The organism is Actinoplanes sp. NPDC051411 (assembly GCF_040682075.1).
In the GTDB taxonomy this organism is placed as follows: domain Bacteria; phylum Actinomycetota; class Actinomycetes; order Mycobacteriales; family Micromonosporaceae; genus Actinoplanes.
Window position 1 is genome coordinate 22,283 of the sequence record NZ_JBFBAD010000074.1, and the last position, 20,692, is coordinate 42,974.

General features: G+C 72.7%; 21 protein-coding genes and 1 pseudogene. 14 read left to right on the top strand and 8 right to left on the bottom strand.

Annotated elements, in window-relative coordinates; genetic code table 11:
• Positions 1-5: 5 nt before the first annotated feature.
• Positions 6-370: pseudogene (locus AB0M88_RS33565) on the bottom strand (transposase); the annotation flags it as partial.
• A 299-nt stretch (positions 371-669) separates the two neighbouring features.
• On the opposite strand from AB0M88_RS33565, the gene AB0M88_RS33570 reads away from it, so the two are divergent.
• Genes AB0M88_RS33570 through AB0M88_RS33580 form a run of 3 tightly spaced genes read left to right on the top strand, consistent with a single transcriptional unit; the run spans position 670 to position 3,083 of the window.
• On the top strand, positions 670-990 hold the full coding sequence (locus AB0M88_RS33570) for a PadR family transcriptional regulator (RefSeq protein WP_364109587.1): 321 nt from the start codon (positions 670-672) through the stop codon (positions 988-990).
• Positions 987-2,018 (top strand): hypothetical protein, encoded by a 1,032-nt coding sequence (locus AB0M88_RS33575; protein WP_364109590.1) that lies wholly within the window; start codon positions 987-989, stop codon positions 2,016-2,018. The genes AB0M88_RS33570 and AB0M88_RS33575 overlap by 4 nt, the downstream gene beginning before the upstream one ends.
• A gap of 54 nt (positions 2,019-2,072) precedes the next feature.
• Positions 2,073-3,083 carry a glycosyltransferase 87 family protein gene (locus AB0M88_RS33580; protein ID WP_364109592.1) on the top strand — a complete coding sequence of 337 codons (1,011 nt, stop codon included), beginning with the start codon at positions 2,073-2,075 and terminating at the stop codon, positions 3,081-3,083.
• A 47-nt stretch (positions 3,084-3,130) separates the two neighbouring features.
• On the opposite strand, the gene AB0M88_RS33585 is transcribed toward AB0M88_RS33580, so the two are convergent.
• The 4 genes from AB0M88_RS33585 to AB0M88_RS33600 all read right to left on the bottom strand — a co-directional run bounded on the left by AB0M88_RS33585 (position 3,131) and on the right by AB0M88_RS33600 (position 4,908).
• Positions 3,131-3,457, bottom strand: a complete 327-nt coding sequence (locus AB0M88_RS33585; RefSeq protein WP_364109594.1) for a hypothetical protein — start codon at positions 3,455-3,457, stop codon at positions 3,131-3,133.
• Between the two features lie 31 nt (positions 3,458-3,488).
• Positions 3,489-3,986 carry a hypothetical protein gene (locus AB0M88_RS33590; RefSeq protein WP_364109596.1) on the bottom strand — a complete coding sequence of 166 codons (498 nt, stop codon included), beginning with the start codon at positions 3,984-3,986 and terminating at the stop codon, positions 3,489-3,491.
• Positions 3,983-4,222, bottom strand: a complete 240-nt coding sequence (locus AB0M88_RS33595) for a hypothetical protein (protein WP_364109598.1) — start codon at positions 4,220-4,222, stop codon at positions 3,983-3,985. The genes AB0M88_RS33590 and AB0M88_RS33595 overlap by 4 nt, the downstream gene beginning before the upstream one ends.
• Positions 4,223-4,311: 89 nt before the next feature.
• Complete coding sequence (locus tag AB0M88_RS33600; protein WP_364109600.1) at positions 4,312-4,908, bottom strand: TetR/AcrR family transcriptional regulator; 597 nt, start codon at positions 4,906-4,908, stop codon at positions 4,312-4,314.
• Positions 4,909-5,008: 100 nt separating this feature from the next.
• Here AB0M88_RS33600 and AB0M88_RS33605 point away from each other — a divergent pair, with 100 nt between their 5' ends.
• Positions 5,009-6,433: an MDR family MFS transporter gene (locus AB0M88_RS33605; RefSeq protein ID WP_364109602.1), complete on the top strand. Its 1,425-nt coding sequence runs from the start codon at positions 5,009-5,011 to the stop codon at positions 6,431-6,433.
• Between the two features lie 24 nt (positions 6,434-6,457).
• Here the strand turns inward: AB0M88_RS33605 and AB0M88_RS33610 are convergent, their stop codons facing one another.
• Positions 6,458-7,060 (bottom strand): TetR/AcrR family transcriptional regulator, encoded by a 603-nt coding sequence (locus AB0M88_RS33610; protein WP_364109604.1) that lies wholly within the window; start codon positions 7,058-7,060, stop codon positions 6,458-6,460.
• Between the two features lie 59 nt (positions 7,061-7,119).
• Between AB0M88_RS33610 and AB0M88_RS33615 the strand changes: the two genes are divergently transcribed.
• Both AB0M88_RS33615 and AB0M88_RS33620 read left to right on the top strand, forming a co-directional pair.
• Positions 7,120-7,974, top strand: a complete 855-nt coding sequence (locus AB0M88_RS33615) for a 2-dehydropantoate 2-reductase N-terminal domain-containing protein (protein WP_364109606.1) — start codon at positions 7,120-7,122, stop codon at positions 7,972-7,974.
• Positions 7,975-8,083: 109 nt separating this feature from the next.
• Positions 8,084-9,418: a PLP-dependent aminotransferase family protein gene (locus AB0M88_RS33620; protein ID WP_364109608.1), complete on the top strand. Its 1,335-nt coding sequence runs from the start codon at positions 8,084-8,086 to the stop codon at positions 9,416-9,418.
• A 12-nt stretch (positions 9,419-9,430) separates the two neighbouring features.
• Here the strand turns inward: AB0M88_RS33620 and AB0M88_RS33625 are convergent, their stop codons facing one another.
• Positions 9,431-9,997 (bottom strand): hypothetical protein, encoded by a 567-nt coding sequence (locus AB0M88_RS33625; RefSeq protein WP_364109610.1) that lies wholly within the window; start codon positions 9,995-9,997, stop codon positions 9,431-9,433.
• A gap of 94 nt (positions 9,998-10,091) precedes the next feature.
• Between AB0M88_RS33625 and AB0M88_RS33630 the strand changes: the two genes are divergently transcribed.
• Complete coding sequence (locus AB0M88_RS33630) at positions 10,092-10,634, top strand: YbhB/YbcL family Raf kinase inhibitor-like protein (RefSeq protein WP_364109612.1); 543 nt, start codon at positions 10,092-10,094, stop codon at positions 10,632-10,634.
• Here AB0M88_RS33630 and AB0M88_RS33635 read toward each other — a convergent pair.
• Positions 10,631-11,323, bottom strand: a complete 693-nt coding sequence (locus AB0M88_RS33635; protein ID WP_364109614.1) for a TetR family transcriptional regulator — start codon at positions 11,321-11,323, stop codon at positions 10,631-10,633. The genes AB0M88_RS33630 and AB0M88_RS33635 overlap by 4 nt on opposite strands.
• A gap of 78 nt (positions 11,324-11,401) precedes the next feature.
• Here AB0M88_RS33635 and AB0M88_RS33640 point away from each other — a divergent pair, with 78 nt between their 5' ends.
• Genes AB0M88_RS33640 through AB0M88_RS33670 form a run of 7 tightly spaced genes read left to right on the top strand, consistent with a single transcriptional unit; the run spans position 11,402 to position 20,677 of the window.
• On the top strand, positions 11,402-12,685 hold the full coding sequence (locus AB0M88_RS33640) for an FAD-dependent oxidoreductase (RefSeq protein WP_364109616.1): 1,284 nt from the start codon (positions 11,402-11,404) through the stop codon (positions 12,683-12,685).
• Positions 12,621-13,814: a cytochrome P450 gene (locus tag AB0M88_RS33645; RefSeq protein ID WP_364109618.1), complete on the top strand. Its 1,194-nt coding sequence runs from the start codon at positions 12,621-12,623 to the stop codon at positions 13,812-13,814. The genes AB0M88_RS33640 and AB0M88_RS33645 overlap by 65 nt, the downstream gene beginning before the upstream one ends.
• 11 nt (positions 13,815-13,825) lie before the next feature.
• Positions 13,826-14,020, top strand: coding sequence for a ferredoxin (locus AB0M88_RS33650; protein ID WP_364109620.1), 195 nt, complete (start codon positions 13,826-13,828; stop codon positions 14,018-14,020).
• 57 nt (positions 14,021-14,077) lie between these two features.
• Positions 14,078-15,925 (top strand): ABC transporter ATP-binding protein, encoded by a 1,848-nt coding sequence (locus AB0M88_RS33655; protein ID WP_364109623.1) that lies wholly within the window; start codon positions 14,078-14,080, stop codon positions 15,923-15,925.
• On the top strand, positions 15,922-17,706 hold the full coding sequence (locus AB0M88_RS33660; protein ID WP_364109625.1) for an ABC transporter ATP-binding protein: 1,785 nt from the start codon (positions 15,922-15,924) through the stop codon (positions 17,704-17,706). Before AB0M88_RS33655 ends, AB0M88_RS33660 begins: the two co-directional genes overlap by 4 nt.
• A 36-nt stretch (positions 17,707-17,742) precedes the next feature.
• A complete protein-coding gene (locus AB0M88_RS33665) occupies positions 17,743-19,590 on the top strand; it encodes a metallophosphoesterase family protein (protein ID WP_364109627.1) in 1,848 nt (615 codons plus the stop codon).
• 28 nt (positions 19,591-19,618) lie between these two features.
• Positions 19,619-20,677 (top strand): permease, encoded by a 1,059-nt coding sequence (locus AB0M88_RS33670; RefSeq protein ID WP_364109629.1) that lies wholly within the window; start codon positions 19,619-19,621, stop codon positions 20,675-20,677.
• The last annotated feature ends 15 nt before the right edge of the window (positions 20,678-20,692 follow it).

The window sequence follows — 20,692 nt, forward strand, 5'->3', positions numbered from 1 at the left end:
AGTTCCTAACCGAGTCGTCTGACGTGCCGGTACGTGATGACGCAGGTTGCGAGGGCGAGGAACGCTTCGTGGGTGTCGTCGCGTCGTTCCCGACGGATGCGCAGACGCTTCAGGCCGTGGTAGCAGGCGATGGTGCGTTCCACGACCCACCGGATGGTGCCGAGGCCTGAGCCGTGGGCTTGACCGCGGCGAGCGATGAACGGCCGGACCCCCTTTGCTCGCACGGCTTGCGGCACTTGTCGTGGTCGTAGGCGCGGTCAGCGAAGACGGCGTCCGGGCGGCTGCGGGATCTGCCCCGGCGGCCGCGCACCGGTGGGACAGCATCGAGCAGGGGCAGCAGCTGCGTGATGTCGTCGCGGTTCCCGCCGGTGCCGGCTATGACCTGGGCTGCGATACCGGCGCGGCTTGACCGGCAGCAACGGCTCGATCCGCTGCCACAACTCATCCGGCACGATCCACGGCGGCTGCTCACCACGTCTCACACCATCGACAACGCATGATCATGACCGCGCTGCCGCCAAACCGGCCCAAGTCGCCCCACTGTGTTAGGAACTCCAAGGCGCTATCCGGTGCCGCTGTCCGGGCCGGGGACGATGGACGTCCTGGCTCCGTCGACGCGATTGTGCCCTGACCCTCGCCAGTACTGTCGACCCTATGTAGAGTGCGTACATGGGTAGCCTGCGGATGACCGCGCCGGTGCTGAAGGTGATCTTCGCGCTGCTCGCCGAGCCGGACGGCGAGCACTACGGGCTCGAGCTGATGCAGGACACCGGGCTGCCCAGCGGCACGCTCTACCCGATTCTGATGCGGCTCGACCGGGCCGGATGGGTGACGTCGCGGTGGGAGGAGCTCGATCCGGTGGCCGAGGGGCGGCCCAACCGGCGGTACTACCGGTTGACCGCGGAAGGGGTCGCGGTGGCGCGGGCCGAGGTCGACGCGATGCGCGCCCGGATGCCCACGGCATCCGCTCCGAGAGAGCGGCCGGCATGATCGACCGGCTGGTGAGGGTGCTGATCGAGCTGGCGGCCCGGCGGTGGCCGGGGGAGATGGCCCGGGAGTGGCGGGCCGAGCTGGCCGTGATGCGCGACCAGCCGGCGATCCGCCGGCTGCGGTTCGCGGTCAGCCTCGCGGTCTCGCCGATCGAGGCCGCGCCACGGGTCGAGGCCTGGGCGCGGTCGCTGGCCGGCGCGGCCGGGGTCGTGCTGCTGGCCGGGGCGCTCGCCAACGCCGCCCACGTCGCCCAGCACCGGGCCGGCCCGCTCGGCTCGGCCGGAGTGTGGATCCTGTCGGTGCTTGTCGTCGGGCAGGTCGCGCGCCGCTCCCGGGCCTCGGTGCTCGCGCGCGCGGCCGGCGTCGGGGCGGCACTGTTCGGGTTTCTGCTCGCCGGCAACCGGGTCGCGGTCATGCCGTACATGGGCTGGCGGGACGTTCTGCCGGCGGTGCTCGGGTGGACGGTTCTGACGACCCTTTTCGCGTACGTCATAAGCCGCACCCGCCGCCGGGCCGTCGCCGTTCTCGGGGGTCTGCTCATCCTCGATCTGGCGGCGATCGCCGGTTCCGTGCGGGCCGCCGGCGGCCTCGGCGTCTCCCTGAGCTCGGCGCCGGCCTGGTTCCCGCTGGCGCTGCTGCCCGGCGGCACGGTCACGCTCGGGCCGCCGCAGGCCTCGGAGCTGTTGCTGGCCAACGCCTCGGCGATGATCGGGCCGATGCTGCTGTGCTCGGTGTTCGTGCTCACGCGGGCGCTCGGGCCGGCCGCCGCGGAGCACTCGTCGGTGCGGACGCTGGCGCGGGTCGACGCCCGTACGCTCTGGGGTGTCGCCGCCGCGATCGCGGCGCTCGCCGGGGGTGAGGTGTTCCGCCGGATGCCGGTGGGCGGGTTCGAGGCGACCTGGCACCGGCTGCTCGACAATTCGGCCGTGTTCGGGTTCGGGTTTCTGGCCGACACCTCGGGCCGGGTCGTGACCGCGCTGGTCGCCGGGCTGATCGCGACCCATCTCGGCGTGCGCCGGCGGGCCTGAGCCGTGCTCGTGTCCCCGGCGCCGAAGTCGGCCACCCTATGTAGTGAACAGACCATGGGGTGGCAACCGGCCCTCCTGGTCGCCGTCGTCACCGGCTATGTCGCGCTGACCCGGCCGCCCGGGCGGCGGCTGTCCGACCTCGACGTCTACCTCGGCGCGGTCGAGGGGCTGCGGCACGGCGACAGCCTCTACGACTTCATCCTCGGCAACGCGCCCTTCACCTATCCGCCGTTCGCCGGGCTGGTCATGGCGCCGCTCACCGGCGTACCCAAAATAGGCCTGCAGGTTCTCTGGACCTTGGCCACCGTGGCGACGGTCGTGGCGATCGCCCGCCTGGCCGGCCGGGAAAACGCGCCGGCCGTCGCTCTGGTGCTCTTCCTGTCGGCACCGGTGTCGTCCGATCTGCGCTACGGACAGGTCAGTCTCTTCCTCGCGCTGATGGTGCTGGTGGACGTGCTGCGGCCGCCCGGGCCGGCCCAAGGCGTGCTGACCGGTCTGGCCGCGGCGATCAAGCTGACGCCGCTGATCTTCATTCCGATGCTGTGGATGCGCGGCCGGCGCCGCGCGGCGGTCGTGGCCACCGCGACCTTTGTGGCCTGTGGTGCGCTGGCCGCGGTCGCGCTGCCCGGCGACTCGTGGCGCTATTGGACCATCGAGGTGCGTGACGTCGATCGGCTCGGCTTCATCGACTCGGCCGGCAACCAGAGCCTCAACGGCGCCCTGATCCGGCTGGGCCTGCCGTCCGCCGGCCGGGAGGTGATCGTCCTGCTGATCGGCGGCGCGGTCGCCCTGATCGCGCTGCATCGCGCCCGCCAACCGGACCCGCTCGCCGCGACCGTGGCGGTCGGCGCGGCGAGCGTGGTCCTGTCGCCGGTGTCATGGACGCACCACCAGGTCTGGCTGGTCCTCGCGGCGATTTCCGCGGGCAGCCCCACCGGTCTGGCCGTGATGATCCTGCCGGTATGGGGAGACACGCGACTTCTGTGGGCGATCGCGGTCGCCGTCGTCCGGCCCGGGCGGAAGGCGTCCAGTGGTTCATCACTGTCAGCTCGCCCGCCTCGGTGACCGCCCGGATCGTCAGGGACGGCGGCGCCGGGACGCCGGGCGCGGGCTCACTCGCCGAACGGCCCCGCTTCGTCCTCGTCGAGGACGATGTCGATCCGCATGAGGCGGGCCAGCTCGGGGGCCGGGAGCATCTGCCCGCCGGGGCACACGGCGTCGAGCAGGTCCGGGAGCAGCTGACGGAGCTGCCGGGCCACCTCGGCCGGCTCGGACTCGACGACGGCCGCCACGTCGCCCACGACGACGTCGGTCAGCAGGACCTGGCCGCGGGACGCCGCCAGCCCGTGCAGGCCACCGGGGTAGCTGTGCTCCAGCGCGAACATCATCTCCCGGCTCTCCGGGTCGTCGAGCAGCACGAGCAGCTTGTCAGAGCTCATCTTCGGCCTCCTGGTCGATGTGGTTCGTCAGCTATGACCGGGCAGGCGGCTCGGATGTGACAGATTCCAGGGCCGGGGTGATCGCGAGGCGGTAGAGGCGGGTCGGGCGGCCCTTGCGGCTCACCTGGGTGCTGCCCTCGCGGACGATCAGGCGCGCCTCGCCGAGTTTGCGGATCAGGCGGCGGCCGCTCGGATCGGTGATGCCGAGCGTGCGGGCCAGGTCGCTGGGGGAGAGAGTGTCGGTGAACAGGTAGGCACCCGGCTGCGCGTCCTGCCCGGCCCGGGTCGCGGCCCGTTCGGCCAGGGTCACGCTCTGCCGTGCGGTGCCGCCGATGCCGAAGCCGGCCACGACGCGTACGCCCAGGCGGGTGCGGGCCTCGGCGAGCACCGGCAGGGTGACCCAGTGGTGGATGGCGGCCTCGAAGAGGGCCGCCGGGGCGAAGACCAGCAGTTCGTGCCGGCCGCGCGGGTCGATCCAGGCGTCGGCGAACTCGGGCGTGTTGACCAGCAGGTGTTGCAGGCCGATCAACGCGCCGTCTGGTCGGGGTCGAACGGCAACGTGGCGATCTCGGTGGAGTCGAGGCCGAGCGCCTGCGCGACCTCGTCGACCGTCGCCCGGTCGAAGGTGTCGATGCTGACCGGGGTGGCGGGCCAGCCGTTGCGGAGGACTTTGGCCCAGGCGAGGGCCAGGTCGAGCGCGGCCGACCGGGTGACCGTGACCGGCAGGTCGGGCGGGAGCAGGTCGCGGGAGCGGGCGTACGGCACGAGCCCGAGCAGGAGCCCGTCCCGGTCCTCGTCTTCTTCCTGCTCGTCCGGCGGCGCCTGGTGGCCGGCCTGGGCGGCGCCGTCAAGGACTAGGTTTCCGGGCCGGCCAGGGCGAGCACCAGGGGCAGGAAGACGTCGTCGAGGATCTCGGACAGCAGCTGTTCGATCTCGCCCTCGCCGGCTACCTGCCCCCAGCGAGGGGCGTTGCGCAGGGCCTCGTAGCGCAGCAGGTCGGCCGGCAGGCTGACGACGCGCGACGGCAGGTCGGCGTGCGCCAGTTCACCGCGGGCGACTGCGTTCTCGAGGATCGCCCGGATCACCCCGGGCATGACGGTGCCGAAGCCGGTGTCGGACTCGGGGGCCTCGGCGAGCAGGCCGTAGAACAGGTCGGGGCGGTATTGCCGGCCTCGGTCGGCCATCCGGAGCAGCAAGCTGCGTAGGTCGCCGCGCAGGGAGCCGGTCCGCGGCACCTCGGAGACCAGCGGGCCGAGCGTGTGCCGGATCGCCGCGATCGCCAGCTGGGCGCGGTCGGGCCAGCGGCGGTAGATGACCTGCTTGCCGGTCCGGGCCCGCGCGGCGACGCCCTCCATGGTTAGCCGGGGATAGCCGTTCTCCATGATCTCGGCCCAGGCGGCGTCGAGGATCGTCGCCTCCAGCTCGTCGCCCCGGCGTCGGGTGCCCGTCACGCCCCTTCTCCCGTTCTCTCGCTAGGAGACGTTGCGTCTCTTGTTTTCGGAGCCTAGCATCCCTCCTTAGAGACGGACCGTCTCTTAGGAGGGAACTGTCATGACTGAACGTCGCGAAACGAGCCTGCTCGTGCTCGCCCTCGTCCTCGTGCTCGGGCTGGTGGCACCGCTGCTCGACAGCACGATCGTCAACGTCGCCATCCCCACACTGCGGCACGACCTGGGCGCGTCGGTCGCCACCATCCAGTGGGTGAGCACGGCCTACCTGCTCGCCATGGCGCTGGCCATCCCGGTCACCGGGTGGGCCTCCCAGCGGTACGGGGCGCGCCGGGTGTGGCTGGTCGCGCTCGTGTTCTTCCTGGCCGGCTCGGTTCTGTCCGGCCTGGCCTGGAACGTCGAGGCGCTGATCGGCTTCCGGGCGCTGCAGGGCGTCGGCGCGGGGCTGCTCATCCCGATCATGCAGACCCTGCTGTTCGGCACGGCCTCCGGGCGGCCCACCGGCAACACGATGGCCCTGGTCAGCCTGCCCGCCCTGCTCGGGCCGGTGTTCGGCCCGGTGATCGGCGGCCTGATCCTCAACCACCTCGACTGGCGCTGGATCTTCTACGTGAACCCGCCGATCTGCGTGCTCGCCATCGTGCTGGCCGTGCGCTACCTGCCTCGCGACACCGGCCGGCCCGGCGCCCGGCTCGACCTCACCGGCCTGCTGCTGCTCTCGCCCGGCCTGGCCGCCCTGATCTACGGCCTGAGCGAACTCGGCGACCGGGGCGGCTTCGGCCACCCGACCGTGCTGGTTCCGCTGATCGGCGGAGCGCTGCTGGTGGCGGCGTTCGCGGTGCACGCGCTGCGGGCGGCCGAGCCGCTGGTCGACCTGCGGCTGTTCCGGGTCGGCTCGTTCTCGGCCGTCGGCAGCCTGATGTTCCTCTCCGGTCTGGCGTCGTTCGGTGCGCTGCTCCTGCTGCCGCTCTACTACCAGCAGCTGCGCGGCGAGAGCGTGCTGACCGCGGGCCTGCTGATGGCACCGCAGGGCATCGGCATCGGGCTCTCGCGCCTGGCCGGCGGCCTGCTCGACCGCTGGGGCATCCGCGTCGTCGTGCTGCTCTCGACCCTGCTGCTGATCGTGGGCACGCTTCCGTTCGCCTTCGCCGGGCCGCACAGCAGCCAGTGGGTGCTCGGGCTGGCGCTGGTCATCCGCGGGGCCGGGCTCGGCGCGATCCTGATGGCGGTGCTGCTCGGGGCGTACGTAGGACTGCCGCGCGATCTGGTCCCGCACGCCAGCACGGCCACCCGCATCCTGCAGCAACTGGGCGGCTCGTTCGGCACGGCCCTGCTCGCCGTCGCTCTGCAGCGGGGACTGTCCAGCCACCCGGCCGACCCGGCGACCGCGTTCGACCACGCCTTCTGGTGGGCGCTGGCCCTGACCCTGCCCGCGCTGGCCGCGGTCGCCTTCCTGCCCCGCCACCAGCCCGTCGAGCCGGTCGCCGGCGACGCCGAGCCGGCCCTCGCCGAGCCGGCCGGCCGGTGACCGCCCGGTGACTGCCCGGTGTCGTCAGGTCCGGGTCGGCGGCGCGCTCATCGCCGCCGCGAGGAACGTGATCGCCCAGTGCCGGGCCGCCTCGCCGGTCACCGGAGACCGGGTGTTATCGGCGTCGACGCGGTCCACCGCCGCAACGGCGAGGATGCCCCGCAGCCGGAACCCCAACTCCCTCTCGGAGAGGCCGGGCAGCGCGCGCCGGAAGGCCGCGAAGTAGCGATCGCGGACCGCGTCCTCGGCCGGCCCGGTCCAGCCGCGCATCTCCTCGGCCGGATCGCTGAGGATCGTCACGATCAGCCGGGACGTCCGGGCGCCGCCCGGCATCTCGTCGAACAGGGGGCCGGCGAAGGCCTCCACCAGGTCGGCGACCGGTGGGTCCGCGGTCTCCGCGAGCAGCCGGTCGAGCCCGGCGCTCTGGGCGGCGTTGATCGGCTCGATCGCGCGGCGGGCGACCGCGGCCAGGAGTTCCGCCTTGGAGCCGAAGTGGTAGCCGACCGCGGCCAGGTTCGCCCCGGCGAGGTTGGTGATCGCGCGGATCGAGGTGCCGCGGAAGCCGCGCTCGGCGAAGAGCTGCTCGGCCGCGTCGAGGATCTGGGTGCGGGTGCCGGGGGACGCCATGGGTGCATACTAGTCATACGTTCGATTCAAACGAACGTATGAGTGAAGCGAGGACCGTCATGAAACTGCTGGTCTATGGCGCCGGGGCTCTCGGCAGCCTGCACGCCGCCCTCCTGCACGAGGCCGGCCACGACGTCTCGCTCCTCGCCCGGGGAGAGCGTCTGGCCGTCCTGCGCCGGCAGGGCGGCGTGCGACTGGCCGAGGAAGACAGCCCGGCCGTCCGGCTGGTGCCGGTGCCGGTGGTCCAGCACCCGGACGGCGGATACGAGCTGACCGCCGTCTTCGTCCGCGCCCATCAGGTGGAGGCGGTGCTGGAGTCACTCGCCGGCCGCGAGGGCGACGTGCTGTTCCTGATCAACTGGGCGGCCGGCGCGGGACCGCTCGGCGCGGTGATCGGCCCCGAGCGCGTACTGCTCGGCTTCCCCGCGGCCGGGGGCCGACTGGACGGAGATCTGGTCCGCTACCGCGCGACCAGCCTCATGACCCGGCTGGTCTCGATGCCGATCGGTGAGCCGGACGGCCGCGCGACTCCGCGGCTGGAACGGGCCGTACACGTGTTCCGCAGCACCGGGATCAACGCCCGGGCCGAGCCGCGGATCGAAGCCTGGCTCACGACGCACGCCGCGTTCGTCGCGCCGCTCGGGCAGGCGGTGATCGCGGCGTCCGGCCCGCAGGCGCTGGCCGGCGACCCGGCGGCCGTACGCGGCATGATCCGCCTCATGCGCCGTTACCTGCCGGCGCCGCCGGTCCCGCGCGCGTTCGGTGGGTTGCGGGTGCTGCCGGAGGGGCTGGTCGCGGCCCTGCTGCGGCGCTTCCTGCGCAGCCCGACGGCCGTGCGAGGTCTCGGCACCTCGGCCGCCGAGGCGGGGGAAAGTGAGCGGCTGACCGAACAGTTGCGCGCCATAGGCGGCTGAGCCTCGCACTGTGTGGCGGGCATCCGGACGGCAGGCCCGCCGTCCGGATCCCCCGTCCCGCCTTCTCCCACGCTAGGGCCCAGGCGGACCGGAGTTAGGATCCACTCCGATGCGGGAATCCTGGGCCACTTCGCTCGATCTGCTGCTCGACCTGCCCGCCGGCGGGCCGCGCCGGGCCGGGCTCGAAGACGCGCTGCGCGCCGCGGTGAGTGGCGGGCGCCTGGCCGAGGGGAGCCGGCTGCCGTCGTCGCGGTCGCTCGCGGTCCAGCTCGGGCTGTCGCGCAACACGGTCGCCGACGCCTATGCGCAACTGGTCGCCGAGGGATGGCTGGTGGCCCGGCACGGGTCGGCCACCCGGGTGGCGGCCCACGGCCGGGCGCCTTCGGTCACCCCGGCCGGGCCGGCCTCGGCCAAGCCCGCGTACGACCTCACCTCGGGTGTCCCGGACGTCAGCGCCTTTCCCCGGGCGGCCTGGCTGCGGGCCGTCCGGCAGGCGCTCGGCGACGCGCCACACGACACGCTCGACTACCCGGACCCCCTCGGCTCCCTGACTCTGCGGGAGGAGCTCTCGGCGTACCTCGGGCGCGTGCGCGGCGTGCGCGCCGGGCCGGACCACATCGTGGTCTGCACCGGCACCAGCCAGGCGTTCTTCCTGCTGGCCAAGGCGCTCGGCGGGGGACCGGTCGCGGTCGAGTCGCACGGGCTGCGCTATCACCGGCGGGTGCTGGAGGAGGGCGGTGGCCGGCTGGTGCCGATGGCGGTCGACGAGGACGGCGCGGACGTGTCGGTGCTCGGCTCGGAGCGTGGCGTCGTGCTGACCGCGGCGCATCAGTTCCCGTTCGGCGTCGCGCTGTCCCCGGCCCGGCGGGCGCACGCGCTGGCCTGGGCCCGGCGCACCGGCGGTCTGGTGATCGAGGACGACTACGACGGCGAGTTCCGGTACGACCGGCGGCCGGTCGGCGCGTTGCAGGGCCTCGACCCGGAGCAGGTCGCCTACGTCGGGACGGTCAGCAAGACCCTGGCGCCGGGGCTCCGCCTGGGGTGGATCGCCGCGCCGCCCGGCCTGCTGCGCGGGGTGGTGCGCGCGAAGTTGCTCAGCGGCGGCGGGGCCGGGGTGTTCGACCAGCTCACGCTGGCCGCGTTCATCCGGAGTGGCGGCTACGACCGGCATATCCGCCGGTCCCGGCTGCGCTACCGGCGCCGGCGCGACGCCCTGGTGCGGGCGCTCGACGGGCGTGCCTCGGTCACCGGCGTCTCGGCCGGGCTGCACGCGCTGGTGCCGGTCGACGACGAGGACGCGGTCGTCGCCCGGGGCGCGCGGCGGGGCCTCGCGCTGCACGGGCTGGGCACCTTCGGGACCCCGGGCGGGCTGGTCGTCGGCTATGCACGGCCGCCGGATCACGCGTACGCGGGAGCCCTGCGCGCCTTGCGCGCCCTCCTCTAGCCTCCCGGGTTTTCAGCCGCCGGGGCAGACATCGTGGCTTCCGCTGTGCATGACGCACACCGGTCCCGCCGATCCGGCGGGGTCGCGGTGCTCGCCGCCGGCGTGACGCGCGGCCAGCGCGTAGATCGGCAGACCCATGACGAGCGCGATGATCACGAACGCTCCGGCCAGCAGGAAGTGGCGCTTGATCGCCGACAGGACGAAGCCGACGATCGGCACTCCGATGAGCACGATGACGACCAGGATGTACGCGGGAATGTCGGGGCTGTGCTCCTCGAACACCAGGTTCGCGTCGATCAGCCGCAACGGCCCGGCGACGAGCACCGCCCCGATCACGGCGGCCGCGCCGATCCGGATGTCCCGCAGGCCGCGCCACCACGGCAGGGCCCACAGCAGCAGCCAGCCGGCCGCGAAGATGCGGGCGTGCAGCACCAGGGTCGAGTCGGCGGTGTGCTCGGCCGTCGTCGAGGTGGACGAGGCGGCGACCAGGATGCCCACGCTGACGGCCAGGGCCGGCGCGACCAGCAGGGTCACCAGCGGTGTCACCAACCAGCCGCGGATATCCCGGCTTTCATCCATCCCCGTCACGATCGGGGAGCTTAGCGGCGCGGTGAGCCGGCCGCCGCCCCACGGTGTAATGATCGGTTGTCCGAGCCTTGGAGAGGACTGAGGAATGAGCTACGGCAACGACCCGTTCGCCGGCCTGCCGCCGGCGGCCAGTTTCACCGTGACCAGCACGACCGTGAACGACGGGGACCCGTTCCCGGCCGCGCAGATGTCGGGCGCGTTCGGGGTGCCGGGCGGCGAGGACCGCTCGCCCCAGCTGAGCTGGTCCGGCGCGCCCGAGGGCACGCAGAGCTACGCCGTCACCGTCTACGACCCCGACGCGCCGACGCAGTCCGGGTTCTGGCACTGGTCGGTCGCGAACATCCCGGCCGGCGTCACGTCGCTGCCCGAGGGCGCGGGCGACGACGCCGGTTCCGGCCTTCCGGACGGGGCCTTCCAGCTGCGCAACGACGGCGGCGGCGCCCGCTTCATCGGGGCCGCCCCGCCGGCCGGGCACGGCCCGCACCGCTACTTCATCACCGTGCACGCGCTCGACGTGGCCGACCTGGGCGTGCCGGCCGACGCGTCGCCCGCGTTCTTCAACTTCAACATCGCCTCGCACATTCTGGGCCGGGCGACCCTGGTGGCCACGGCCGAGATTCCCGCTTAACCGTCGCCGGGTGCCCCGGCGGAGACCGGGGCACTCAGCAGGCCCACGATCGCGTCGGTGAGGTGGGCCTCCACCGACGTCCAGGCGCTCCCGTTCGTCAGCGTCCGCTCGCGCTCGGCGCAGGTGTGCACGATCAGCGCGCGGACCATCTCGTGACGCTCCGCCCGAACCTCGTCGGGCAGCGCCGGCATCGTGCGGGTGATGCCGGCCGCGGCGGCCTGGGTGGCCGGCGAGTGCAGCGCGTCGGCGGTCATGATGTCGCGCAGCGCCGGGTCGGTCATCAGCTGGGCGGCGAACCTCGCATACCAGCTCGGGGTGCCGAGCGCGGCGAGGTGATCGGTCAGCGGCCGGACCGTCACCACCACCCAGTCGCGCAGGTCGGAACTGCCCTGGTGCGCGGCGAGCAGCCGGGCCCGGATCTGGTCGATGTGCCGCGTGTGCTCGGCCATGATCGCCCGGATCAGATCGATCTTGGTGCCGAAGTGGTAGCCGACGGCGGTGTTGTTGCCCTGCCCGGCCGCCTCGCCGATCTGGCGGTTGGAGACGGCGAACACCCCGCGCTCGGCGAACAGCCGCTCGGCCACCGTCAGGATTCTTTCCCGGGTGGTCTCGGCCCGCGATGTGCGCAGGTTAAACGCCGCCACGCGGACATTCTGGCTGGTCACGTCGCGGTTGTCTAAGTCAGTCAACTGACTTAGTCTGGGGCCGTCGCTTCGCAAAGCGGCGGAAATATGGACGTACGCCTTCCTTTCGAAGGGAGCACGGCCATGACCGACGTGCTGGTGGTCGGCGCTGCCGCGGGTGGCATCGCGACCGCCGAGGCGTTGCGGCGCCGCGGTTTCACCGGTCCGATCACGATCCTCGGCGCCGAGCCGCACCTTCCCTATGATCGTCCGCCGCTCTCCAAGCAGGTGCTGGCCGGCGAATGGGAGCCGGAGCGGGCCCGGTTGCGCCCGGTCGACGCGACCCTTTATCCGGATGACCCGGCGGTCGCCTTCGACGCGGCGTCCCACCGGGTCACCACCGCCGCCGGCAGGATCTTTCAAGCCGATTCGGTGGTGCTGGCCACCGGGGCTCACCCCCGGCGACTGCCGGGTGCGCTCGACGCGTACGCGCTGAGAAGTCTCGACGATGCCCTGTCGTTGCGGGCCGCTCTCGTCGGCGGGCGCCGACTGGTGGTGGTCGGTGACGGAGTGCTCGGCACCGAGATCGCCGCCACCGCGGCCAAGCTCGGCGCCGACGTGACCCTGGCCGGCCCGCAGCCCGCCCCGATGCGCCTGCAGCTCGGTCCGGTCGTGTCGGGCCTGCTCGCCGGCCTGCACACGCGGGGTGGCGTCCGGCTCCGACTCGGCTCCGGAGTCACCGGTTGTGCGCCCGCCGGGGTCGCGGGTCTCGACGGCCCGCCGCCGGCCGGCGCGGTGCCCGACGCCGGTCCCGCCGGCCCGCCGGCTTTCGCGGTCACGCTCGCCAGTGGCGAGCTGCTGCCGGCCGACGTCGTGGTGGTCGCCTTCGGCGCGGCGCCGGCCACCGACTGGCTGGCCGGCAGCGGGCTCACCGTCGACGACGGCGTGGTCTGCGACGAGCAGTGCCGGGCGGCCGACGGCGTCTGGGCGGTCGGTGACGTCGCGCGCTGGTGGCACGCCGGTCTGGGCGCCTCGGTCCGGCTCGAGAACCGCACCAACGCCGTCGAACAGGCTGATGCCGTGGCGGCCAACATCCTCGGGGCGGCCCGCGCCTACACCCCGGTTCCGTACTTCTGGACCGAGCAGTTCGACGCTCGGATCCACGTCTATGGCGTTCCCGGGCCGGAGGCCGAGTTCGACGTGGTCGAGGGCGATCCGGCGGCCGGCCGGTTCGTCGGCGTCTATCACCGGGCCGGGCGCCCGGTCGGGGTGCTCGGCTGGAACATGCCCAAGCAGGCCCGGCTCCGAAAGTCGGTTCTGTCATTCGACAAGTCGGTTTTGTCCTTCGAGGAAGGGAAAAACGATGACGACCTATCCGATGACCAGGGCGGAGGGCTGCCCGTTCGATCCGCCGCCCGAGCTGGGTGAGCTGCAGCGCGAGGAGCCGCTCTCGCGGGTGGAGATCTGGGACGGCAGCAGCGCGTGGCTGGTCACGCGCTATGCCGACCAGCGCGCGCTGCTCGCCGACCAGCGGGTCAGCGCCGACCCGGACCGCCCCGGCTACCCGATGTCGGGGCCAGCCCGGCCGCGCGGGGACGACACGTCGATCGGCTTTATCCTGATGGACGACCCCGAACACGCCCGGCTGCGCCGGATGGTGACCGCGCCCTTCATGATCAAGCGGGTCGAGGCGATGCGTCCCGCGGTCCAGAAGATCGTCGACGACCTGATCGACTCGATGCTGGCCGGGCCGAAGCCGGTCGACCTGGTCGAGGTGTTCGCGCTGCCGGTGCCGTCGCTGGTCATCTGCACGCTGCTCGGCGTGCCCTACACCGACCACGACTTCTTCCAGGAGAACAGCCGCAACCTGATTCGCATCTCGATCCCGGTCGAGGAGCGCAGCGCCTCGTTCAAGCGGCTCTACGACTATCTCGACGAGCTGATCGGCTTCAAGATCGAGAACCCGGGCGACGACCTGCTCTCCACCCTGGTCGAGCGGATCGCGAGCGGCGAGCTGACCCGGCGCGACGCGGCCGGGATCGGCGTGCTGCTGCTGATCGCCGGCCACGAGACCACGGCCAACATGATCGCGCTGGGCACGCTGGCCCTGCTCGAACATCCCGACCAGCTCGAGCGGTTGCGTGGTTTCACGGAGCCGAAGCAGATCGCGCTCGCGGTCGAGGAACTGCTGCGCTATCTCAACATCACCCACAACGGCCGGCGGCGGGTCGCGCTGGAGGACATCGAGATCGGCGGGACGACCATCCGGGCCGGCGACGGCATCATCCTGCCCAACGACATCGGCAACCGCGACCCCGGCGTCTTCGACGACCCGGACCGGCTCGACGTGGGCCGCGACGCCCGCAAGCACGTCGCGTTCGGCTTCGGCGTGCACCAGTGCCTCGGCCAGCCGCTGGCCCGGATGGAGCTGCAGGTCGTCTACGGCACCCTCTACAAGCGCCTCCCCGGCCTGCGGCTGGCGACCACGGTCGAGGAGATCCCGTTCAAGCACGACGGCGCCGTCTACGGCGTCTACGAACTGCCCGTGACGTGGTGAGGGAGGATACGATGAAGGTTCTGGTGGATCAGGAGAAGTGCGTCGCCTCGGGGCAGTGCGTGGTCGCCGCGCCCGACGTCTTCGACCAGCGGGACTCCGACGGCGTGGTCGTGCTGCTCGACCCCGCGCCGCCGGCCGCCCAGGACGATGACGTACGCCAGGCGGCCGCGGTCTGTCCCGCTTTGGCCATCACGATCGAGGAGTAGCTGTCAAGACGGTTATCTAGGTGCTGTCGGCGTGCCGAACGGCCTACCTTGGGCCGCGTGACTTCACCCGAAGCGCCCGGCTGGCGCGACATCGCGCGACATCCGCTGGCTTCGCTGCGGCGGTCCCGGCGGGTGCGCGCGCTGCGCCTGCTGGCCGAGGCGTCGCCGCCGCTGCTGGTCGCCGCCGTGATCTTCGTGGTCGCCGAGTCGGTGCTGCCGCCGTTCACCCTGATCGTCATCGGGCACGTCACCGGTGACATCCCGGGCGCGGTGACACACGGGCTCGGCTCGCCCGAGGGCCACCGGCTCGACGGCGCTCTGGTGCTGGCCGGCGTGGCCTACGCGCTCTATCTGCTGCGCGGCCCGGCCGAAGACATGCTCGCCACGACGTCGCGGGCCCGGCTGACCGCGCTCATGCAGCGGCGCCTGGTGCGGGCGGTCAACGCGCCGTCCGGCATCGGCCACCTGGAAGACCCCGAGGTGCTCGACCGGCTGGCCCGGGCCGGGGGAGAGCTCTCCTCGGACCGGCCCGCCGACGCCCCGATGACCACGCTGTCGATGGTCGGCGACCGGCTGTCGGGATTTCTCGCGTGCCTGGTCATCGGCACGTTCCACTGGTGGCTCGCGGTCGTGCTGATCGCGGTCTGGCTCGGCGTCCGGCGGCCGTTGCGCCAGCTGGTGCTGTCCCGGGTGCACATGTTCCGCCGGGCCACCTCGACGCTGCGCCGCAGTTGGTACCTCTTCGCCCTGGCCGGCAAGGCGCCGCACGCCAAGGAGGTGCGCACGTTCGGGCTCGCCGACTGGCTGATCGAGGGCTACCGCGGGTCGTACGTCGAGGCGATGGCCGAGTCGTGGGCCCAGCAGCGCGCGCTGACCCGCCGGGCGCTGCTGCTCTGCCTGCCCGTGCTCGGGGCCTATGTTCTGGTCGCGGGCGCGCTGGGCTGGGCGGCCTACCACCGCTCGGTCGACCTGCGCACGCTCGCGGTCATGCTGCCGATGCTGCCGGCCACGATGAACGTCGGCAGCATCTCGATCAACGACTACAAGATCGAGGCGATGCTGACCGCGCTGCCCGACCTCGACTCGCTCACCGAGGAGCTGCGGGAGCACACGACACTCACCGGGACGGCCGGGAAGCCGCCGGGCGGCGCGATCCGGTTCGAGCGGGTGAGCTTCCGCTACCCCGAGGGCGACCGCGACGTGCTCAGCGAGCTCGACCTGGAGCTGGCCGAGGGCCACTCGCTCGCGCTGGTCGGGGTCAACGGGGCCGGCAAGACCACGCTGGTCTCGCTGCTGGCCCGCATGCGCGACCCGACCGGCGGCCGCATCACGGTCGGCGGCGTCCCGCTGACCACGCTCCCGGCCGACGTCTGGCAGCGCCGGGTCGCCGTGGTCTATCAGGACTTCACGCGCCTGCCGCTGACCGCCCGGGAAAACATCACCATGAACCTGGACGGCGCGCCGGACGACCCGGCGGCGATCGAGAAGGCCATCCGCCGGTCCGGCTCGGCCGAGGTGATCGACGGGCTGCCCGGGGGCCTCGAGACCGTGCTGTCGCCGCAATACTCCGGGGGCCAGGACCTCTCCGGCGGCCAGTGGCAACGGCTCGCGCTGGCCCGCGCGCTCTACGCCGTCGAGCAGGGCGCCACCGTACTCGTGCTGGACGAGCCCACCGCCCAGCTCGACGTCCGCGCCGAGGCCGCGTTCTACGACCGGTTTTTGAAGATCACCGCCGGGGTGACCAGCGTCGTCATCTCGCACCGCTTCTCGACCGTCCGCCGCGCCGACCGGATCGCCGTCCTCGACGGCGGCCACATCACCGAGCTCGGCCGCCACGACGAGCTGCTGGAAACCGGCGGCACCTACGCGCGCATGTTCAACCAGCAGGCGGCGAGGTTCCGATGAGGCCGGACGACGTTCCCCGCCGCACCGCCATCTGGTTCTTCCTGACCCTCGGCTGGCGGGTCGCGCCGCGGCAGATGACCTGGGCGCTGATCCGGGGCCTCATCATGGCAGTCGCCGGCATCTCCTACTCGATCGGCTTCCGGCTGATCGTCGACGCCGGGCTCGAGCACGACGGCCGCGGGGTCCTCGCCGGCGTGCTCGTCGCCTCGGTCCTCGCGTGCACGAGCTGGGTGCTCGCGGTCGTCGGCGCCCAGCAGAATCAGGTGCTCACCGACCGCATCAACCTCGAACTGGGCGCGCGGATCGGCCGCACGGTCGCCCACGCGCCCCGGCTCAACCACTTCGAAAATCCGGACGACCTGCGCGAGATCGACCAGTTGCGCGACAACCGCCGGGCGCTCGCCTCGTCGCCCGCCCAGGTGCTCAGCGGGCTGCAGATCGGCGTCCAGGCGGTCGGCACGGTCGCGCTGCTCGCCTGGATCTATCCGCCGGTGCTCGCCGTGCCGGTGCTCGCGGTGCTGCCCTGGCTGGCCGGGCGCCGGGCGGCCAAGCTCCAGCAGCGGGCCGACGACGATCTGGCGGAGAAGAAGCGTCTCACCGGCGACCTGTTCAGCGTGGCCACGACCGCCGCGTCGGCGATGGAGCTGCGCACCTACGGCATGACCGAGGCCCTCACCGAGCGGCACGCGGCGCTGAGCGAGGAGGTCCGGGCCGGGTCGGTGCGGGCGGCGATTCGCGGCGGCCTCTGGGAGGCCGCCGGCTGGCTCGCGTACGCGGGTGGCTTCGTCGGCGCGATCGTCGTGCTCGTTCTCCAGGCCGCTCACGGCAACGTCAGCCCGGGGCAGGTCGTGATGGCGGCCAGCCTCATCCGGCGGGCCCAGAGCCAGGTCTCGCGCTCGACCGGAACGGCCGACAGTCTCGCTTCGGCGATGCGTTCGGCCCGGCGCCTGGTGTGGGCCGAGCGTTACCTCGCCCCGGCCGCCGCGGCGGGCGAGCCGGTGCCGGAGACCCTCGGCGAGGGCATCCGGTTCGAGGGCGTGTCGTTCACCTATCCCGGCGGCGACGAGCCGGTGCTGCACGGCGTCGACCTGCTGCTCCCGGCCGGTGCCACGGTGGCGGTGATCGGCGAGAACGGAGCCGGCAAGACCACCCTGGTCAAGCTGCTCACCGGGATGTATGAACCGACCGGCGGCCGCATCACGGTCGACGGCGTCGACCTGGCCGCGGTCGAGCCGGGGGAGTGGCGGCGGCACATCACGGCCATCTTCCAGGATTTCATGCGTCCCCAGATGATCCTGCGTGACGCGGTCGGCATGGGCGACCTGCCGCGGCGCTCCGATGATCCCGCCCTGCGGGCGGCGCTGGCGCGGGCCGGTGCCGACGCCCTGAAGCTCGACCCTTCGACGCTGCTCGGCCGCTTCTTCGCCGGTGGCCGCGACCTCTCGGGCGGCCAGTGGCAGCGGGTCGGCCTGGCCCGCGGCATGATGCGCCCGGCGCCCCTGCTGACCGTTCTCGACGAGCCGACCGCGGCCCTCGACGCCCCGACCGAGGCGGCCCTGTTCGAACGCTTCGCCGGCGCCGCCGAGCGCTCCTCGGCCGCCGGAGCGGTGACCGTGCTGGTCTCGCACCGCTTCTCGACCGTCCGCATCGCCGACCTGATCGTGGTCGTCGAGGGCGGCCGCATCACCGAGACCGGCGGCCACGAACAGCTCCTGGCGGCCGGCGGCACGTACGCCCAGCTGTTCGCCCTGCAGGCGAGGGCCTATTTGAGCGAGTCATAGTCCGACTGCGTGGCAATATTGCCCGATTATTCCGGTATGAACCTCCAGCGACCCGGCACCGTGGACGAATACGCCGAGTGGAACGCCCAGGCCCTGAGGCGACAACCGGTCAGCCGCCGCTCCATGTTGAAGGCGGCCGGCGGCATCGTCGTCGCCCGGTTCGGGGCGGCCGGCGCGGCGTTCGCGGCCGCGGGCGGCGTGGCCGGCCCGGCCGGGGTCGTCGTCTCCGGCCGGCACCTCTCGTTCGTGCCCGGCGCCGACGGCCTGCTCCAGCCGGCCATGGCGATCAGCGCCCAACTGGCCAGCAAGACCGGAACTCTGCCCCGCGGGCTGCGCGCGTTCGTCGAGGTCGGCACCGCGCCCGGGCAGTACGGGCAGCGCCACGAGGCCGACATCCAGCACCTGGTCGGGCGGTACGCGATCGCCGGCGGACCGGCGAGCAGCCAGTACTACCTCAAGACCACGATGACCGGGCTGCGGGCGGGCACGCTCTACCACTACCGGGTCCGGCTGTCCGACGGGACGGTCAGCGGCGACGCCCACTTCACGGCCGCGCCGGCCACCGGTGTCCCGCGGCCGTTCACCTTCACCGCGTTCGCCGACGTCGGCACCAACGTCGCCCCGGCCGGCGGACCCTGGCCGGCCGGCGTGTTCGACGACAACGCCTACCTGCCGACCGACCCGGTGGCCGGCCTCGACCCCCACCCGGCGATCACCCAGACCAACCGGATGGCCACCCAGAAGCCGGTGTTCACGCTGCTGGCCGGCGACATCTGCTACGCCGACCCGGACGGCTCCGGCCTGCCGGCCGACAACACCGCGATCACCAAGGCTCCGCGCGGCCGGAACCGCTTCAACCCGTACGTCTGGGACGTGTTCCTCGACCAGATCGAGCCGCAGGCCGCGTCCACCCCGTGGATGTTCGCCACCGGCAACCACGACATGGAGGCGCTCTACGGCGACCACGGGTACGGCGGTCATATCAAGCGCCTCGACATGCCCGGGAACGGCCCCCACGGCTGCCCGTCGGTCTACCGCTTCGTATACGGCAACGTCGGCGTGATCTCGGTCGACGCCAACGAGCTGTCCTACGAGGTGCAGACCAACACCGGCTACTCCGGCGGCGCCCAGCTGCGGTGGCTCGAAGAGACGCTCCAGAAGTGGCGGCAGGGCACCCTCGCCGAAACGGTCGACTTCGTGGTCGCGTTCTTCCACCACTGCGCCTATTCGACGGCGAACAACCACGCCTCGGACGGTGGTGTGCGGGACCGGCTCGACCCGCTGTTCAGCAGATATCAGGTCGACCTGGTCGTGCAGGGCCACAACCACCTGCTCGAACGGACCGACCCGATCCGTTTCGGCCGGCGGTCGAAGGCGGCCCCGGACGGTTCCACGATCAGGCCGGCCGACGACGGCGTGACCTACCTGTGCGTCGGCTCGGGCGGCCGCCCGCGGTATCCGTTCCGGCCCGCCCCCGGCGTCGCGGCGCCCGCGCCCCCAGGGATCACGCCGGCCGGTCCGCAGCTGCTGCCGGAGGGGCAGCGCTACCGCGGATACCGGGCGCCGGGCGGCGAGAACACGACCGAGAACATCGTCAACGGCTACGTCTGGTCGAAGGACGGCACCGCGGTCAACGCGTCCGGATATCTGACCGGCACCCGGGTGCCCGAGGCCGTCGACTGGTCGCAGGTGCGCTACGACGACTACGCGTTCATCGCGGTCGACGTGGTGCCGGCCCGGAAGGGGCAGCGCACCACCTTCACGATCCGTACGCTCGCCGACGCGCTGCCCGGGAGCGCCCAGCCGTACACCGAGATCGACCGGATCACTCTGGAGCGTACGGCCGGCCGCAGCCGCCTCGCCGCCCTCGGGCGGCCGGCATAAGATCGATCACCGACAGTGGAGGGTGATCGTGGCCGAGGCGTCTGTCCAGCAACGCAAGCACCCGGCGATGCCCGGTGTGCTGGTCGCGGTCGCCGTGGCGATCGCCGGGCTGCTGTGGGCGAAGTGGTGGCCCTACCAGGCGAAGGCCCACGGCCTGGCGACCACGCACACCTGGGCCGGCTCGGGCATCTTCGGCGTCGGCGGGGTCCAGCCGGGCGACGCGCCGTCCTGGTCGGCGGCGACCTCGTTCACCTCGGCCTACCTGCGGGCGATCTGGAAGGCGCTGGTGGCCGCCCTGCTCATCAGCGCCGCCCTCCAGACCCTCGTCCCGCGCACCTGGCTGCTCCGCGTCCTGAACCGGCGGCGCCCGGTGTCGGCCGCGGTGGCCGGCGGCCTGGCCGCCACACCGTCGATGATGTGTACGTGCTGTGCGGCGCCGGTCGCGGTGACCCTGCGGCGTAACGGGGTTCCGACCGCCGCGGTCGTGGCGTACTGGCTGGGCAATCCGCTGCTCAACCCGGCGGTCCTGGTCTTCCTGGTCTTCGTGGCGCCCTGGCAGTGGACGCTGACCCGCCTGGTCGTCGGTGCCGCCGTCGTGGTCGGCGGGGCGGTGCTGGTCGCGCGGCTGACCGACCGGCGTGTGCCGGAGGAGGTGGCCGTCCCCGGTCCCGCGGCCGACGAGGCGCCCTCGCTGAGGCGTTACCTGGGTGCCCTGCTGCGGCTGGTCCTGACCCTGGTCCCCGAATACCTGGTCGTCGTCATGCTGATCGGCGCGTTCCGGGGCTGGCTGTTCCCGCTCGGCGGCGACCTGCGGTCCGGCCTGCTCGTGGTCGTCGTGGCCGCGATCGTGGGCACGCTCATGGTCATCCCGACCGCGGGCGAGATCCCGATCGTGCAGGGCCTGGTGCTGGCCGGGCTGTCGCTCGGGGCCGCGGGCGCCCTGCTGGTCACCCTGCCGGCGGTCAGCCTGCCCGGCATCGCGATGGTCGGCCGCACCTTCGGCTGGCGCGTCACCACCGCCACGGCCGCGGTCGTCGTCGCCGGCGGCCTGGTCGGGGCCGCCCTGCTGCCGGCCTTGAACCTCTGACGAACCGGTCGAAAA